Origin of the sequence: Glutamicibacter sp. M10, assembly GCF_025452055.1 — a bacterium.
Classification (GTDB): Bacteria; Actinomycetota; Actinomycetes; order Actinomycetales; family Micrococcaceae; genus Glutamicibacter.
In genome coordinates this window covers 2288330-2304848 of record NZ_CP104918.1, presented here as the reverse complement: position 1 = coordinate 2304848, position 16519 = coordinate 2288330, and the positions used below count along the sequence as shown (strand labels likewise).

The following is a 16519-nucleotide window of genomic DNA, read 5'->3' as shown; positions in this document are numbered from 1 at the left end:
GCATACGCAAGACCTAGCACACAACCACCCCTCTCTATTTAGTTGATTCCGTACGCGGCCATCTTGTCCCCGACGCGAGTCGAAGTCTGATTAGCTACGTCCTTTGCGTACTCATAAGCAAGCCCAGGCTTAGCGTCGATGTGGTAGTGGTTTTCCGTGGTGCGAGACGGTTGAGCCTGCGCATAACGGGCCACTTCCATTGACGGTGGAATCATGAACGCTGGCGGCGACATCAGCTGTTCAGCAGCTGATTGAACATCGTCAACCTTGGACAGAATGCCAAGTTCTGCACCCTCGCCAACGTTGATGCCAGCAGCTTTCATAACCTTTGACGGCGACTTGATACCCAGTGAACGTTTGAATGCATTCTCCGAGCTCTTGCCGAGCTTGTAGAAAGCATCTTCAACCGTCTTAGTCTTGGATTCCAGACCGTCAACTAGACCCTCGGCCGCGTCAATTCCACCCTTATGCATGGCCTTAGTGACGCTCTCACCTGCGTCGCCTGCATACTTATCCATGGACTTGTAGGCGCTGTTGAACGCTTTCATCTCCGAGTTCGTTGCAGACAGCAGAATGTCAGCCATGACGGTTCCGTCATCTATGCCGTAGCCTGCAACTTCTTCGATGATCGCTGACGAATAGCCGCGGTTGCGCAACTTATCAAGCTTGCCACCAAACGCTTTCATCTTGCTCGCCCGACCGCGCACGTCACCCAAAAGCGCCTTAGCATTTGGCTTCTTGAACTGACTACTCTGCACGGCATCCAAAGAGCTTTGCAACGAGAAGCCACCGCGCACCGAGTTAGCAACATCGTTCTTGACTGCCAGCAGATCGTCACGCTTTTGAGTCGCCTTATCCAGCGAGCTAGCTAACGAGTCTGACCGCTTCTCGAGATTGAGTAGCTGAGCCTCCATAGCGTATGCCGTCGAACGTAGACGCTTACGAACACCCTTGGACAAGTCCTTGTTGAACGATTGATCAAATAGCTTGTCAACAACACCCATGCCTGAGCCCGACGTAAAGCTGTCCGTAATGTCTCCACGCTTTAGGTCGCGACGTAGATCAAAACGAGACTCGGACAAACGTGCTTGCTTCTCACGCTCGGCCTTAGCTTCTTCTTCAGCTTTCTTCTTGGCTGCGTCAGCCTTTTTCTTAGCATCATCAGCACGCTTCTTAGCTTCGCGAGCTTCCTTATCAGCAGCTTTCTTGGCGGACGCACTAGCCTTATTGGCCTTAGCCTGCTCAGCCTTGAGTTGTTTGAGCTCGTACTTAGCGTCATACAAGTCAGCTTTCAGCTCAGCCTTGCGCGCCTTGTTCTTTTTGTCGCCAGGCATCAACGAGAACTGACGTTGCAAACGGTCAACCTTCGACTGAGCCGAACCAACACGACCACCTGATGCGAGGCCAGCAAGGTGCTGTACTGCAGGGTCGTCGCGGTTGATCGCTGACAGGATGCCGTTGTATTTGTCGGAGCTCTTGTTGTTGATGATCCATTCGCGGTCATCCACCCAAGCGATTGGGTTTCCCTTGGAGGTCATCGCTAGGATTTGGTCAGTACCCAGCCCGGTGGAGGGAAGTTGCCCGCCCTCGGTGTAGCCAGGCAAACTTGCCCGACCGCCGTTAGCGTTCTCAGTCAACCCGCCACGACCACCGCGACCAGTGGAAGTCTGACCGCCACTGATGACTACGCGGGTGTGAATGGTTGACCAACGGTCAGCGGCGGCAGCGTTCAACGCCGCAATAGCTCCACCAACAATAGGGTTAGCGGTGATCGTTGCAGTTCGAGCCGCGGCGGCTGCGTCAAGTTGCCCGTCTGCCGTACCAGTGTTCGTAGCTTGCGCCTTGATCTGAGCTTCACGGTACTTATTAGCGACAGCGTCAGCTTTCTTACCTGTCACCTCAGCTGTACCGTTGTCAGTCACTTCGATGCGACCGTCAGGCAACGTGGTGACCTTGTAACCCATAGCTTCAAGAGCAGCAATAACTTGCGGGCTGTTCTCGTCGATCTGGATCTTGCCGTCCGGTGTTGCCTTGACGAGCTCGTGAATACTGATCAGCTTGGCGCCGATGTCGTCAGTGTTCGAATCGAAGCTGATGTAAACGGAGCCGGGGATCAAGTTCAGCGAGTCAGCCAACGCGGCGGCCTTTTCGCTACTCATACCCATTGCTTCAGCATTAGCTATGAAAGCTTCGCGACCTGCAGCGATGGTTGCCCCGAGTTCGCCGGCGCTTGCACCTGCTTCTCGTTGCGCTTCCATAGCTGACAGTGTTGACGACGCGATACCGTCGAGGGCTGACTGGTTGGCACGGCCCTTCTCAGTGGTGATGTCGAGGGTCTTGCCGTTCTCGGCTATAGAAGCTGTGGCGGCATCGAATGACTCTTGCATCCCGCGGAGTGCTTCACGCTCGTTGAGTACGACCATGCCAGCGTTGACCAGCGCATCGTAGAATTTGTCGACAGCTTGCGCCGCAGCTTCAGCATCCGGAACAATGTCTCCGAGCGCGCCTTCAACACCTGCCATTCCTTCGGAAGCACCGGGCGCGGATGTTTGGATTCGACCGAGAGCCAAGTCAACCAAACCAAGTTCGTTGTTAGGGTCAATCTGAATACCGTTCTCGGTTGCCAGGTTAGTCAAAGCGGACTTCAGCTCAGGTGAGCTATTGATCAGCGTTGCAACGTTTTCATCGGTGAGCTCTAGCTCAGACTGCAACCCTTTCAACGCTTCGATGCCTAGATCGGATTCGCCCATGTCGAATGCGCGGGCGATACCCTTCGCGGCTTCTTGGAGCTGTAGCGCATCTTCAGTAGCGGCGCGAACGTCACCGAAGGAAAGGTTCTTTGAGAACCATCCGGTGATACCGGTCATTCCGTCGGTCATGTCTAGTGCTTCAAGGGCACGCTTAGCGTTGGCGGCCTCAATGCTGACGGTGCCGTAGTAGTCCTTAGCATCCTTGGCAGCGTCACCAAAGATTTGCCCTGACAGCCCATCTAGTTCGTCAAGGTTCAGCGCGTCCTTGACGTTACCGCCGGTAGCGATCAGGTTGAAGTACGCCTCAACGTCAGGCTTTCCGGAGCGGACAGCATCGTTGATGCCTTCAATGACTGTCTTGCCGATAAGGATGCCAGCACCGACTGCGGTGATACCGCCGAGCGTCTTGCCGAGCAAACCAACGGCTTTGGTAGCGCGTGGTGTGTCAATACCAAGGGCCTGCATCTTAGGGATCGTGTCCCCCAAAGCGCTGACGAGCTTCATCATTCCGCCGGTAGCCAGTAACCCGACACCACCCACACCACCAAGGACAGTTAGTGCGGTCTTCACTGGACCAGGCAGATCAGAGAACCCGCCAGCAAGGTCAGCAATTACTTCAGCAATGCCAGAAACTGCTGGGAGGATCACTGCGCCAGCTTCGATGGCTGCGTCCTTGATGTTGTTCCAAGCAATCTTGATCTTGGATTCAGCGGTTTCGTACCGCTTGTTTGCTTCGTCAACGAGGGCAGAGTTCTCGCTCCACGCCTGAGCACCGAGGTTTAGGGAGTCGGTGAGTAGGTCCCCGGAGTTGGCGAGGGCGAGCATGACCTGAGTTTCCTCAGTGCCCTTGATACCCATTTCCTTCAGTGTCGCGGTGACGTTGCCACCGGATTCGTTGACACCGTTGATGCCCTTGGATACCAGATCCAAGGCTTCGACAGGCGAGGACTTGAATTTGGCAGCGAACTCGTCAGCGGAGACACCTGCAACCTTGGCGAATGACTCTAGGCTGTCTCCACCTTCATCAACAGCGGAACGCATCTTCAACAGGACACGAGTCGTTACACCGCCACCGAGCTCAGCCTTCACACCCATAGACGCGAGCGTGTTCGACAGGGCCAGCACATCAGCTTCAGACGCTCCAACGGTTGCACCAGCACCGGCGATACGCTGAGCCATAGACAGGATGTCGGACTCAGTCGACGCGCCATCGTTACCAAGAGCAACAAGTGCCGAACCGAAACGTTCGACACCCTTGGAGCCCTCGCGCTCCATCGTTCCCATGACGTTAGAAATCTGGGCGATGTTCGTTGCCGCTTCTTCGGCGGTCAGGTTCGTGGACTCGCCCAAGTCGATCATGGTCTTGGTGAAACCTGAAACGTCCTTGCGTGCGACACCCAACTGGCCGGCTGCTTCAGCGACCGCGGCAATCTCCGTGTGAGTCGACGGCAAGGTCTTCGCGAGGTTGCGAAGCTCCCCTCCAATTGCGCCATCTGCTGTGGAGAACCGTCAACAGTTTTGGTTACACCAGCCCAAGCTGATTCCCAATCAATCGCGGCCTTCGTCGATAGTGCTAGTGCTCCGACGATTGCGGCGCCACTGGCAACCATGCCGTTCGAAACTTTGTTCCACGCTTGATCGTGTGTCTGCGCGGTCTGGGATAGGCGACCGATTGCTGACTCTGACTGCTTGCCAGCCGCTTCTGTTTCTTTGGCGGTCTTCTTGGCGGCGTCTGCGGCGGCTGCCATATCGCGTTTGAAAGCGCCAATTTCGGCTTTGATTCTGATTACGACATCGCGCTCAGCCACACTGGCACCGCCTATTCAATTAGAGTTTTTGGGCATAAGAAAACCCGCCAGACCCCCACAAAAAATGTGAGAATCTAACGGGCTAGATCTTTGCCGTCAGTGTTACTGCGTGGAGGTTTTACCCTCCGCTTCATGCTTATCCAACGCCAGAATGTATGACGCTGTCGTTGCTGCCGCGATCTGCTTCAAATACCCGGTAATAGCTACTAACAAGCCGATAGGGAGAAGACCAATAAATACCGGAGACCCATCATTGATGATGACGATACCGCCGATGAGCAGTCCGATGACCGCAACTATGACCCCAATTGTTTGGAGTGCGGAGCCCTCATTTTGTACGTACTGACTTGAAGGGTGAGTGATGAAATTTGCCATGACAGAACCATAACAGCACGTTCAGACCTTTTAGTTGAAAGTCACATTATGACTATTCGGTATCCCATACGGGGTAGAAAAGTTGTCCTGGGTATTGGTTGTTTTTGTGGTCGTTGTGTGCGGCTTCTTTGGCTTCGCATGCGTGGCATATCGTTTCTTGCCATTCGACACGGCCAACGTTCTCGTCGCCGAAACCGACCGAGGATGGCACACCACAGGAGTGGATGCTGTCCTCGTACTGTTGCAACGCCAACGCCATAACACGGTCTTGTTCTAACCATCGCCCGGTGTCTGCACGGAAGCCGAGCAACACGGTGACGGGGATCCTCCACGACCGGGCAGTCTTAGCCCAGGTCACGAAGTGCCCCCATCGCCGTGTCGCCATGGCCGCTACGATTTTGGGACGGTAACCTCTGGGGTCTCGTTGTTCGCCTTGTATGCAGCATCTGCGAGTAACCCGATTTGGGATTCGCCGAGCTTCTCGTACAAGGTGCGGGTCTGGTCGAGGGTGAGTTGCTTCCACCCTTCACCGACCTGCATTTTGGTTGCTTCAGCGATCATCCGCAACGTGGTTTCGTGGTTGATGACCTTGTCGGTGAATTCCTTTACACCGATGCGGAGGTAGGCGTTGATGTCTGCGGGCACGGAGATTTCCATGCGCTTGCAGGTTTTCTTCGCTTCGGTCCGGCCCATGGCGGCTGCTTTGTCGATCTTGTCGGAGCATTCGTCCAAGACTTTTTCGCGGATCGCGTCTGTTTCTTGCTTGGTGAGTGCGGTGACGCGGAAGACACGCTTGGACTGATCGATACGGTTCCACAGGTCGTCGATCTGCGCTTCGAGTTCGGCGTTGGGGTTGTTGGTACCGCCTAGTGCTTCATCGCCTTCAGCTACTTGTTCTACAGGCTGTTTCTGGGCTTCGAGTGCTTCGACCTCGGCGATGAGGTCCATGCGTGCGTAGAGGTTGACGTTGTGGGTGTTTCGTTCGCCGGTGGCTAGCCACTGGTCGAGGTCTAGTTCAGCGTTTGGTGCAATGTTTTCAGACACGATTGACTCCTAAAGGTTTGGGAGACTCCCTAAAAAGGTTTAGAGTCCGGGTAAGAGCGGGAGTCAAGCACCCCTACCCGGACTGGTCTTAGTTACGCGGTAGCGACAACGGCGCGTTCGTCCACGCCTTCTTGGATCGAGAACACCTGACGGAACTTCTCGTAACCCGCATCAGCTGGCGACAGGATCTGCGGAGTGTTAGTCAACACCTCGTAAACCTGCACCTCATCCGCTGCAGTGAACGCAACAGTGTGGGCCTTGGTACCCTCAGGAACCTGACCGATACGCTGAACGAGGTAGCCGTGGAGACCCTTCGAAGTGAAGGTTTCCCATGCAGTGTCGTCAGCGGTTTCACGCCAACGGAAGAAGTCCATGGCACCCTCGAAGTTGGTACGGCCAGGAACGGAAGCGTTCGAGGTTGCGCACAACGCTGGGTCGGAGATTGCGTCATCGCCAGTAGCGCCGAGAGTGAAGTTCGCTGCCGTAACAAGGCAGGAAACATCCAAGACGCCAACGCCAGTCAATTCCGTAACGGTTGGTGCGGCGATGTTCGCGATGGTAGGGACAAAGACCAGCTTTCGGCTGGCATCAGTGAGTAGCTTTGGACCGGCCATGATCACTTACCTTTCTTGTTGGATGGAATTTCTTTGAGTTGCGGGAATCGGCCGTCAAGCCAAGTCCGCGGAACCCGGTTCGGGAGGATGTCCCCGGTTTTTGCGTCGCGGACGCGGACCAGTTCTCCTCGGTCTGCCGGGTTGGGGATCCGGTATTTAGGTAGTTCTGGTTCGGTCACGGTGTTGGCCGGCGCAGTGGCTGGCTCAGTGACCTGTTTGGGGGTTGCCAAGGGTTGGCCTCCTAGTTGGTGTTGAGCCGCCATGAGAGCGGCAGATAGAACCGGGCCGGTGTGACCTGGTTGTCTGGGAGTGGCGTTGCGACCCGGAATGCGTCTGCGTCGGGTTTTAGCCAGTGGTTCCCTATGCGGGTGTTGGTGAGTGCTTGTGCGACGAGTTGTGCGCACTTGCGGGCGTGGTCTGGTGTGGGGCCGACGCAGTTGGTTTGTGGCGTCCAGCCGTGCACGGTGGTGTCGACTTGTCTGGTGAGGTCGCGTTCTTCCGGTAGGTCTGCTGTGATTCCGGAGAGCAGTAACACGTACGGGAGGATGTAGCCTGCGCCGTCGGTGGGGAGCTTTTCGGGTACGTACCCGTCATAGATACGGCCACCCAAAGCGGGGATCGCTTTTAGGGTGGCCGTGAGCTCTGTATTCAGTTGTGTAGCGTCCACTTACTTACCCGCCTATTGCTTTTGCTGCGAGTTGTGCCATTGCCTGCGCGAACGCTGGTTCGTGTTTGTCGGCTGCGGGCACCATGAATGGTTGGGCTGCCATACGGCTCGTGCCTAGCTCGACGTAGGTGGCGTAGTTTGCTGATGCGCGAACCTCGGCTGATGGTGAATCTTGGGAGACGCTCCGCAAGTCGGACGTGCTGATCGATGAGCGCAGGTTTCCGGTATCTACCGGGGATAGTGTCTTAGCCGTGGCTTCGATATCCTTGGCAGTCTTTTTCACTGCGACTTTTGCTAGCTGTCCGGCGATCTTAGGGACAGTGCCAAGGTCTACAGCGAGGGATCGCAGTTCCGATGCATCGAAGCTCATGGGGTACCGCCTAAGGGTTTTGTTGGGTTTGGTTTTCCCATGCGATGAAGTCGTTAGCCCACAACTCGGATCCGGTCATGCGCTGTTTGAGCGTGTATTCAACCCCGTTGCTGGTGACGATGTCGCCGCGCTCCCCCACGTGAAGCGGTGGAAGCGGATTCGCGGCAAGCATCGGGAGCTGAATCAAGTATTGGCGTGACTCAGTTGGCTGGTCTGTTGGGAACGCTGTGGATTCACGCTTCAGCTCCTGAATACGTGCCATTCCAGACCAGACCGCCGTGCGCCCCGTCCACCCGTCAGGCAACGGGAACGGTGCAGGCCCATCAGTAACACGCTCAATGACACAGTCCGCGGTCATGCCACCAGCAACCACCGGACGATGATGCTCAGACCAACCAGGCGGGATGATGCCGGTTCCGGGAAAAGGCATTAGAAGGCCCTCCACGATTCAAGCTCATTCAGCCCGGATCCTGTGTCGATAATTTCAAACACGCCACCAAAGCCTGGGTCTTCATTGTCAGCTTGATCGCGTAACCCTGCAGCAAGTTTCCGCAGTGCTTCCGCGACAGCGGGACCGTCCGTGGACAAGTCCTGTGTACGGATCTTCTTAGAGACCAGAACCTCAGACACCGCGATTGCTTCAAGCGCGTCGGCAGCCGCACGCTTCACAGCCCACCGTGCCCCGTCCGCCCAGCCCTGCAACTCCAAATAGGTTTGCAGGGTCTGGTCGTCGAGTAGTGGAGGGGTGGCCATGTCTGCGATCAGTACACGCACGTGCTTGATTGGTGTTTCGTAGTCCATGACCACCACTCCCCTATCCGATGTGTTTAGACCGTGCCGTTCGAGGCGTAAACGCCCGAGGTGAAGCCCTTGTCGATGCCGTAAACGTCGCGGCCACGGAACCAGATGGAATCGTCGTTGAACGATCCTGCATCAACCGGCACGGTGCCACCGCCTGGGCGTTCGCCCTGATCACGCTTGACGCGGATGTCCACGTTTTCCTCGCCCGAAAGCAAGGTGCGGATGATTGCTGGCAGATCCGAGGAACCGGCAGGAACCAAAGCCCAACCGGTGGACTGTACAGCGCCGAGGCGCTTGCCAATCGCACGGGATTCCAGTGGGGTGACAACACCCTTGAATGGGTTCTGAACGCGGGTCTTGGTGACCTTCGCGCCGTCGGTGACCTGCATTTCCAGTTCGTACGCGTTTAGCACGCGCAGAACCTCGGAGCGTAGGCCAGCCGAGTGAACCAACACGAGGTTGGACACGTCGACCAGGTCGCCACGGTGGTCAACAACCTGTGACAACTGCTTGATAGCAGCATCCAAGTTGTCAGCGGTGAACTTCTTGGTGTCCACGGTGCCGAAGAAGTTCGCACTCCAGTTGCCGGCGGTAGCGTCGACCAGCAGGTCTGCTACACGGCTGTTCTGGCCCTTGACCGAGCCATTGCCCAGTACTACAGGGAAGTTGGCTAGTGCGGTGAACTGGCGGGAACGGCGAAGCTCCCACGACAGGCCATACGTCTTACCGTGCTTTTCAGCGCCGTGAGTCAGTTCGGTTTCGTTCATCGAACCGGACTTGTACTCTTCGAGTTGCTTCACGGTCTCGAATTCGTCCGAGCCCCACAGGTCAACCAGCTTGTGACGGTTGAAGTCGTCAACGGTGATGTTGGTGAGGATTGGTTCGAATTCCTTGACCGCAGCTTTCTGGGCTGCGATGGCCTTCTTGGTGAATGCGTCACCGAGCAGGATTGGGAAGTCGTCGGTGCTGAATGCTTCGAGCAGGCGTGCCTGTGCGAATGGGTCGGATCCGGTGCGGCCGGCACCGAACAGCTTGGCGGCTTCGTGGACGCGCTCTTCGTGGGAGGATGCGCGGCGGAAGCCTTCCTGTGCAATTTCGTGAGTCATGGTGTTGACTTCCTTTCTTAGGCGGTTGCGCCAGCGGTGTAGCCGAGCGGCACGACCTCAACGGGTGCGGTGCCGGTGGTCTTCGATGCGAGCGCTACGCCCCAAGGGGTGTTGCCGGTCGCGGTGGCGGTAAGTACGCCAGCCGAAGTGATGTAGACGGGCAGGCCCTGGGTCGCGAGAGCACCGGTAACGGGGATGTCCCAGGAGCCGTCCAACCAGATGGTGACCTTTTCGCCGATGGCAGCATCAATCTGTGCTACGCCGGAGATCTGGCCTACCTGTACTGGGTCGCCTGACTTGATCGCCTTGGTGGCGGTGAAGGTGATGTGTAGGGCGTTGGTGTAACGCTGGTTCTTTGCCACGGTGTTGCCTCCTTAGAGTGCGTTGATGATGTCTTCGTCGGAGACAGAGGTCTTCGACTCGGTGATGGTCTGGGAGCCAAGTCCGCGTGGCTGGCCTGCACCTTGGTCGGCTTCGTTCTTCGCTGCGGCTTCGGTGACTTCTGCACGGAACTTGCCTGCGTCGAAGTCGTCCGGGGCGGCTGCAGATTCGGCCAAGCGGGTGTAGAGCGCTGGTGCGTCCTCACCGAAGGCTTCTACGACGATGCGCTTCGCTTCTGCGATGCGGTTCGCGGTAGCTTCGGTCGCACGCTCTGCGGCTTCCTGTGCTCGTGCGTCCTTTTCGGCCTGCAGTTCCGCTTCCAGCGCGGTGGCCCGGCCGGCGGACTCGCGGAGCTGGGTCAGCTCTGCTTCCTCAATCTGGGTGGTTGCCATGGAGGCTTCCTCCTTCTTGTTTTCGGTTACCCCGGCCGGAGTGGCGGGGAGAATGACGGGGTCGTATTCGACGCGTCGGCGTACCTCAACTGGGTCGCCGGTGAGGGTGACGTTTACGCCGGTTAGCTCGTAGGCCTGCCGGAAGTATTTGTCGCCGATTTCGTAGTAGACGTAGGTGTCATCGTGGTCAGCTACCCAGGCATAGTTGTCGTGGGAGGCGCGAACTGTGGCTTGCAACCACATGCGCACGTCGCTGGCTGTTGCTTCAGCGATGATGGACCGTGACTCAATGGCCTTGGCTGCTTCTAGGATTTGGTCGACTTTTCCGCCACGGCCTGCCACGGTCACAAGGTCGGCACGGTTGAACGGGTCGGGAATGATTCGTTCAACGACTTTTTGCCCGGTCTCGTCCGTACTAATCTCTGCGCTGGCGAAGATGCTGGCACCGATGTGTTCGTGGAAGTCTTCGACTAGGTCACGCCATGCGGAAGCTACTTTGGCTTCGGCCTGTAGCGCCCCGCCTTCGCCGATGTATGCGTCTTCGTCGAGGACGATGGCAAGGTTTCGTAGGGAACCTTCGGGGCGTTCCATCATCTCGGTGGGTGTGTCGTGGTCGATCATGCCCAACGTGCCACGAGGGAACGCACGCTCCTGAGCGGCGGTTGCCAGCACCTCTGGGGTGTAGCCACCACTAGATCCCTGACCCGGCGTGATTAGGGTGAGCAGGATACGTCCGGGACCGCGCCGGGTAGCGGTGGCCGCTTCACGGATTCTTTTAGGCACGGGGCCTCCTATAATCATGGTCATGGGGTTAGACAACGCGAATGACACACCAGGTGAACCGGGGGCATGCCCGGGCCATGAGTGGCGGGTCGGCAAGGTGTACTTGCGTCCGACCGGCGGATCTATGTCGGTTGTCTGTAAGTGGTGTGGGACGGTGCAGTATGAGCCGTCACGAAGCGATGGCTTGTAGGTCTCTTACTGGGGTTTGTGTGTAGGAGTTTCGCCATGCGTCTGATTTGCGGAGTGTGGCGAGGTCTTCCCAGTTGATGGCGCCGTCTGCGAGTAGTTGCATCCGGGTTGGCCCCATGATTGCTAGCTTGGAGTCGTCGGTGAGTCCGTCGTACCAAGTGCGTGCGTCGGGGAAGGTGTCGGCTGGTTCGTCAATACCTGTGAAGCCAAGCTCAGCCCACGACTTCGTGATGTCAATGCGTGCACACCGGCCGTTCTGATGGTCAATCGGTCCGAACTGGTCTACCGGGTACAAGGTGCCATGCTTCGATAGGCAGGACGGGCACGTGCGCCGATCTAACGTGCACTGCCACTTCCAACCAGTCAGCAAGTCAGTGTTGGCTTTCGCTGCAGTCTGAGAACCTCGCCGATGCGCATCCAACATCTCAGTGCGGGCGATCCTGGTTGCACGGGCTAGTCCACCGTTGAAGTGTCCTTCGGTAGCTTTCATCAGCTTGCGGGCCACTTCACGAGGATTGTCACCGACTGCTATGCCTCGCACCAGTTCTTGGCGCATCGCTTGAACAACCCACCCAGCCAACGGCTTGCTTGCCGCATGAACCTGTTGGGTCGCTCGGGTAACGATTGCGTCCAATGCTTCCGGCGCGGGTGCATCCAAGTCGAACGCGACACCAGCGCTGTCCGCGGGTAGTTGACTACGAACAATCGACTGGTGCGAACTGACAGCGTCGAGCACTGCGTCAGCGAGACTGTTTTCGATGACCTCATTAGCGCCACGTGTCAGCTCATTGAGTGTGGCACGTGCTTGCCTGAGAGCGGACTGTAGGCGCCGGTTACGTGCGACTACTGCACGGGGCAACCGGTCAGGCGCACCGTGCAAGAGATCCAATAGGGCTTCGTTGAATAACGGTGTGAGTGAATCCCACGCGTCAACCCATGACCGGGTAAGCTGAACAACTTGTTCGTCGGTCATGCGTTGCAAGCGCCGGCGTGTGTCGGCGGCTATCAAGAGTGTTTCGTCTGTGACAGCCACCGATCATCACCGCCTTATACTTCTTCTGCTGGGTCTTCGCCACGGCGGAATGCATCCACAGCGGCTTGACCGGCAGCACCAATCGGGTCAATAAAGTTGCCGTCTTCGTCCTGCAGTTCAGCCAACCATTCGTCAACATCACGCACGTTCAACGCACGCATGACCAGTTCAGCAAGAAGCAACGGTGGGATGTGACCGTCTGCCTTATCCAAGGCTTCCATCATCGTCTTAGCGTCGATCTTGGAGATGTCCGGGAACGTGATCGTTAGCGTGCGGTCTTCCTCGTTGTTGAGGATGGTCTCTAGCCGATCACCGTCACGAACAGTCTTACCCTGGCCACGCAGTAACCCACGTGGTGCGATGACTGCTTGGTCGATGACGTAGCCGAGGATCTGACGGCGAGCTTCACGCCACACGTCCTGCCGGCCCTGCATGGTCAGCTCGGTTGGCTTGTCCAATGTTTCCGCCACAGCTCGTGCACCGGTCTGGCCGGGGTCAGCCAGGAGCATGGTCACTGGGATACCCAACGCAGTAGCTACCATGGCAGCCAGGGGTTTAGCCGACTCGGAGTCGATGGTCGCCCCAGTCTTAGGGATCGCTTCAAGCTTCGTGTCATCCGTAGCGTTCACACTGCCACCAGCTGTCATGCCCGGAATCTTTTCCAACTCGCGACGGGCATTAGCAGCAGTACGTTTCCCGGACTTGCCGACACGTTGCCAAACAATCTTGGACAGCGCATTCATCATGACAGCCCATGATTCAAGGAATTCCTTGTAACCGCGAGCCCACGGGATTGCTGCGTATGCGTCGCCGATGCCGTACTGCCAACCGGTGAGGGCGTTGACCTTCACATGGTAGATCGGGGCATCCCACACGATTTCGTGCTGTTCGTTTGAACCGGCTGGCCGGTAGAAGCGTTGTCGGATCTGTGGGCGGTAGTCGTAGCGCGGATGGTAGGTGACGATTTCTTGTTCGTCGCCTGTGGTGGTGCGTCTGTTGTAGACCCGCTTGTAATAGCGGACTGTCAACGAGTCTTCAGGGTCAGTGACCTGTTCTTGGATTTCTTCGAACTGGATCACTCGCGGCTTCACACGCCCAGTGAGCGGGTTGGTGAAGAGTGCGAAGAACACGTTTCCGTCAGTTCCCAATGCGAGCTCGTTGCGTGCCTGGGCTTGCGGTCCTGCGAAGACTTCGCGTACTTCGGCGTCATCCAGCCACGTTTGAACGATGTCGTTGACTTGGTCGCCTGTGGCTGTGGTTCCTACACCTTGTCCGAAAACATAGGCTGCACGCAGTTCTAGTCCACGCTTGATTAGCGGGTTAGCTATCGCGAATATGCGGCATAGTTCAGCGTTGCGACGGCGAGCCTCCGAGGTGAGTTCTCGTTGCCCGTCCTGCATGATCCGTTCCCAGCCAGCGTCTTCACGCGCCAAAGACAACTGCGCCATGGACTCGGTAAGGTTCTCGATCTTGTGTTCGAGTGTGCCCACGGTGCCTACAGGGACTGTCTCAGTTGCCGTGGTGGTGTCTGATTCTTGGGTGAATCCAAGCCAAGTGCGTAGGCCCATGGGTGACACCTCGTTTCGTTAGTACTGGGATAGGTAGTAGCCCTGTTCGTCCAGGACGTCGTATTCGTCAGGTTGGACTAGTTCATCTTCGACACTGTCTATCCGGTGTAGGAGCAATTGGTTGACTGCTTGGGACATGGTGTCTAGCTGGTCATCGTTGGCGCCTGCAGGGAATGACAGTGCTTCTTGGGTGAAGTGTTCTATCCACGGGCATAGCGTCGTGGATGGGAGCACAATGTTCTTTGAGAACGCCAATGGTGAAACTGCGGATACGCGTGCGTATTTGGATCCGACTGGTTCAACTGGGATCAGGCCGATGATGGTCTTGTTCAAGGCGTTCATTACTGCTGGGCCGTTGGCTTTGTCTTCGACGAGTTTCGCGGTGGCTTCTGGCCATTTTGCTGTGAGTGCGGTGATCGCGTCACAGGTCTCTGAGAAGTTCATCCGCCGGCGCACTTGGTCTAGCAGGTAAGCAATGTTGCCGACGCGCAGCCAGACTTGCCCAACAACATAGTCGCTGGTGTTCTCACCCTTGAATGCGAGGTCCCAGGACTGTATGAGTTCGTGGTCGTCGCGGTCGATACCGGGCACTGTGTGCCTGCCGTCGGGGTGTTCGATCCATAGTGGTTGGTCGTAGCGTGCCCATTCGGTGGGTAGTACGCCGCCGTCGTCCAAGGTTGGGTTGCCCTGGTAGAGGGATTGCCAGACTTTGGGGCCGACAGAGACTTTGATCTGTTCCCACTGCTTCGGGGTGCGTTGGCGGGCTGATTCGAGCCATTCACCGGGTTGGCGTTGGAGCGGGTCACCTTCGACAGCTTCGGCAGGAATGTTGAGTACGGTCCAACGGTCTGCGTCTTCACCAGCTAGGAGTCGGCCTGCGAGGTCGTCAGCATGCCAGCGAGTCAACACTAGAATCACTGGAGCCTCGGGTGCGAGGCGGGTGATGCCGACGGACTGCCAGAACCCCCACGCTTGCTCACGGTAGGTTTTGGAGTAAGCCTGTTCGAGGTTGCTGATGGGGTCGTCGATGAACAGTGCGTCCACGGCGCGACCGGTTAGGCCGCCGCGGATACCGACTGAGCGGACGCCACCCTTTTTGTCTTCGAGTTTCCAGCGTCGTGCGGCGCCGTTGTCTTTGGCGACGCGTAGGCCGAGGTCGAGCGTTTCATCGTCGCCGTCGTTGGATGCGATGTGGTTTCGGATATTGCGCCCGAACTCGTCGGCAAGGTCTTGGGCGTAGGACACGATGGCGATACGCCGGTCCGGGTTGCGGGTGAGGAACCAGAGCGGCCCAATCGTCGTGACGCGGGTGGACTTGCCTTCCTGGGGTGGAAGGTTGATGATCAGACGATCAATCTCCCCTGCTTCGACCTTGACCAGGTACTCGTCAATCAGATCCAGTGCCGGGGTCTGCAAGGTGGTTGGCTCAATAGCTTTTGCCAACTGGCCGGGGGTCTCCCAGTCATGCTCTGGTACCTCGAATGCGCGGGCCGCGTATTCCGCCCAGTCATAAGCGGCAGACACGGCAGCACCTCCATAATGTCGCACAGATCACATATGATGAATATGGGCCGACAAACTTGTGTTGGCCAGTGATCAGTTAGGAGAACTGGTGTACTACCCAATCCTTAGGGGCAAAGCGGGCGAATTCGAAGCCTGGAAAAATGTTGGCGGCAAACATCGGGACAAGATCGAGCCTCTTTTCGAGCTCGTAGCTGAAAATGGTGTCAGTCGTGACTTGAAGAAGTTCCGAGATGCGCTGCATCGTTCAGCTGGCTCTCGGGAGCTATATGCAATCGACCTCGGGGCACTCACGCCCGGCGAGAAGGAAGAATCGACCGGGCTAATGCCGTTCACTTGGCTGGCCGCGGAGCTGTCGAGTGAAGACATAGATTTCCACGCGGTAATCCACCTGGATGACACTCAGGCTCAACTCGATGACGCCATTTTCGCCGTTGGATCCGAGAATTTACTTTTGAGGATCCGAGGGGACGAACTTGACCCAGATCCAGAAGATAGTGATCGAACTCTCCGCGACTGGTGCACAGCTCATAACATACAACCCAAGGACATAGCAATTATGGTCGACCTTGGAAGCATTTATGGGTCTGATATTTCTTCAGTGAACCGACTAGCTGATGCGTCTCTACGATGGGTTTCAAGCAACGGCCCATGGGATTCGATAATTCTTGCTTCAGGGGCCGCGCCTGAGCAAATATCCGACGTGCAGAAGCAAAAGTACCACTACATCGAACGCAACGACGCGGCACTCTGGAACCAAATGATCAAGACTTACCCGACGTTGGATTACGCAGATTACGGAACCCGTTCGCCAGAGCAGTCTGACACCCCCGGCTTCCAGGGCCCGTTACCCTATCTGAGATATACAACAGCCGATCACTGGGTGGTTTGGCGTGAACCCAAGGACCCGCAACGCGGGCATTCGACGTTCTACGACGTTTGCAAGAATATTGTTGCACATACAGATTTTGCCGGAGCAAACTTTTCATGGGGTGACAACTCTATTGCAAATCCGCCAGGTCCAGGTACAGCTACACAGTGGATCTCGTACGCTCAGAACCACCACATGGAGTTGGTAAGTGACCGCCTGTCCACGCTTGGCGTTGCTTGAGTCGAC

Annotated in this window: 17 protein-coding genes; 1 reads left to right on the top strand and 16 read right to left on the bottom strand. The window is 56.9% G+C overall.

Going from position 1 to position 16519, the window contains the following annotated elements; genetic code table 11:
• Nucleotides 1-38 precede the first annotated feature (38 nt).
• The 16 genes from N6V40_RS11345 to terL form a co-directional block, all read right to left on the bottom strand.
• Nucleotides 39-4235, bottom strand: coding sequence for a phage tail tape measure protein (locus N6V40_RS11345; protein ID WP_262199727.1), 4197 nt, complete (start codon nucleotides 4233-4235; stop codon nucleotides 39-41).
• A 425-nt stretch (nucleotides 4236-4660) separates the two neighbouring features.
• Complete coding sequence (locus N6V40_RS11340; protein WP_262197725.1) at nucleotides 4661-4933, bottom strand: hypothetical protein; 273 nt, start codon at nucleotides 4931-4933, stop codon at nucleotides 4661-4663.
• 52 nt (nucleotides 4934-4985) lie between these two features.
• A complete protein-coding gene (locus tag N6V40_RS11335; protein ID WP_262197724.1) occupies nucleotides 4986-5291 on the bottom strand; it encodes a hypothetical protein in 306 nt (101 codons plus the stop codon).
• A gap of 32 nt (nucleotides 5292-5323) precedes the next feature.
• Nucleotides 5324-5977 carry a hypothetical protein gene (locus tag N6V40_RS11330; RefSeq protein WP_262197723.1) on the bottom strand — a complete coding sequence of 218 codons (654 nt, stop codon included), beginning with the start codon at nucleotides 5975-5977 and terminating at the stop codon, nucleotides 5324-5326.
• 92 nt (nucleotides 5978-6069) lie between these two features.
• Complete coding sequence (locus tag N6V40_RS11325; RefSeq protein ID WP_262197721.1) at nucleotides 6070-6591, bottom strand: phage tail tube protein; 522 nt, start codon at nucleotides 6589-6591, stop codon at nucleotides 6070-6072.
• Nucleotides 6592-6593: 2 nt separating this feature from the next.
• Nucleotides 6594-6821 (bottom strand): hypothetical protein, encoded by a 228-nt coding sequence (locus tag N6V40_RS11320; protein ID WP_262197719.1) that lies wholly within the window; start codon nucleotides 6819-6821, stop codon nucleotides 6594-6596.
• 11 nt (nucleotides 6822-6832) lie between these two features.
• Entirely contained in the window at nucleotides 6833-7258 is a 426-nt protein-coding gene (locus tag N6V40_RS11315) for a hypothetical protein (RefSeq protein ID WP_262197718.1), read from the bottom strand.
• A 4-nt stretch (nucleotides 7259-7262) separates the two neighbouring features.
• Complete coding sequence (locus N6V40_RS11310) at nucleotides 7263-7628, bottom strand: HK97-gp10 family putative phage morphogenesis protein (protein WP_262197716.1); 366 nt, start codon at nucleotides 7626-7628, stop codon at nucleotides 7263-7265.
• Between the two features lie 10 nt (nucleotides 7629-7638).
• Nucleotides 7639-8058: a DUF6093 family protein gene (locus tag N6V40_RS11305; protein WP_262197715.1), complete on the bottom strand. Its 420-nt coding sequence runs from the start codon at nucleotides 8056-8058 to the stop codon at nucleotides 7639-7641.
• On the bottom strand, nucleotides 8058-8429 hold the full coding sequence (locus tag N6V40_RS11300) for a hypothetical protein (RefSeq protein WP_262197713.1): 372 nt from the start codon (nucleotides 8427-8429) through the stop codon (nucleotides 8058-8060). Before N6V40_RS11300 ends, N6V40_RS11305 begins: the two co-directional genes overlap by 1 nt.
• A gap of 26 nt (nucleotides 8430-8455) precedes the next feature.
• Nucleotides 8456-9535, bottom strand: a complete 1080-nt coding sequence (locus N6V40_RS11295; protein WP_262197711.1) for a phage major capsid protein — start codon at nucleotides 9533-9535, stop codon at nucleotides 8456-8458.
• A gap of 17 nt (nucleotides 9536-9552) precedes the next feature.
• On the bottom strand, nucleotides 9553-9897 hold the full coding sequence (locus N6V40_RS11290) for a DUF2190 family protein (RefSeq protein WP_262197710.1): 345 nt from the start codon (nucleotides 9895-9897) through the stop codon (nucleotides 9553-9555).
• 12 nt (nucleotides 9898-9909) lie between these two features.
• Nucleotides 9910-11091: a hypothetical protein gene (locus tag N6V40_RS11285; RefSeq protein ID WP_262197709.1), complete on the bottom strand. Its 1182-nt coding sequence runs from the start codon at nucleotides 11089-11091 to the stop codon at nucleotides 9910-9912.
• A 169-nt stretch (nucleotides 11092-11260) separates the two neighbouring features.
• Nucleotides 11261-12313, bottom strand: a complete 1053-nt coding sequence (locus N6V40_RS11280; RefSeq protein ID WP_262197707.1) for a phage minor head protein — start codon at nucleotides 12311-12313, stop codon at nucleotides 11261-11263.
• Between the two features lie 14 nt (nucleotides 12314-12327).
• On the bottom strand, nucleotides 12328-13881 hold the full coding sequence (locus N6V40_RS11275) for a hypothetical protein (protein ID WP_262197706.1): 1554 nt from the start codon (nucleotides 13879-13881) through the stop codon (nucleotides 12328-12330).
• A gap of 18 nt (nucleotides 13882-13899) precedes the next feature.
• On the bottom strand, nucleotides 13900-15405 hold the full coding sequence (terL, locus tag N6V40_RS11270; protein ID WP_262197705.1) for a phage terminase large subunit: 1506 nt from the start codon (nucleotides 15403-15405) through the stop codon (nucleotides 13900-13902).
• Nucleotides 15406-15493: 88 nt separating this feature from the next.
• Between terL and N6V40_RS11265 the strand changes: the two genes are divergently transcribed.
• Complete coding sequence (locus N6V40_RS11265; RefSeq protein WP_262197704.1) at nucleotides 15494-16513, top strand: beta family protein; 1020 nt, start codon at nucleotides 15494-15496, stop codon at nucleotides 16511-16513.
• The last annotated feature ends 6 nt before the right edge of the window (nucleotides 16514-16519 follow it).

Bases quoted from the DNA above. Each gene is read 5' to 3' on its own strand.
- N6V40_RS11325 (WP_262197721.1), bottom strand. From the start codon at position 6,591: ATGGCCGGTCCAAAGCTACTCACTGATGCCAGCCGAAAGCTGGTCTTT.
- N6V40_RS11295 (WP_262197711.1), bottom strand. From the start codon at position 9,535: ATGACTCACGAAATTGCACAGGAAGGCTTCCGCCGCGCATCCTCCCAC.
- N6V40_RS11275 (WP_262197706.1), bottom strand. From the start codon at position 13,881: ATGGGCCTACGCACTTGGCTTGGATTCACCCAAGAATCAGACACCACC.
- N6V40_RS11300 (WP_262197713.1), bottom strand. From the start codon at position 8,429: ATGGACTACGAAACACCAATCAAGCACGTGCGTGTACTGATCGCAGAC.
- N6V40_RS11305 (WP_262197715.1), bottom strand. From the start codon at position 8,058: ATGCCTTTTCCCGGAACCGGCATCATCCCGCCTGGTTGGTCTGAGCAT.
- N6V40_RS11310 (WP_262197716.1), bottom strand. From the start codon at position 7,628: ATGAGCTTCGATGCATCGGAACTGCGATCCCTCGCTGTAGACCTTGGC.
- N6V40_RS11340 (WP_262197725.1), bottom strand. From the start codon at position 4,933: ATGGCAAATTTCATCACTCACCCTTCAAGTCAGTACGTACAAAATGAG.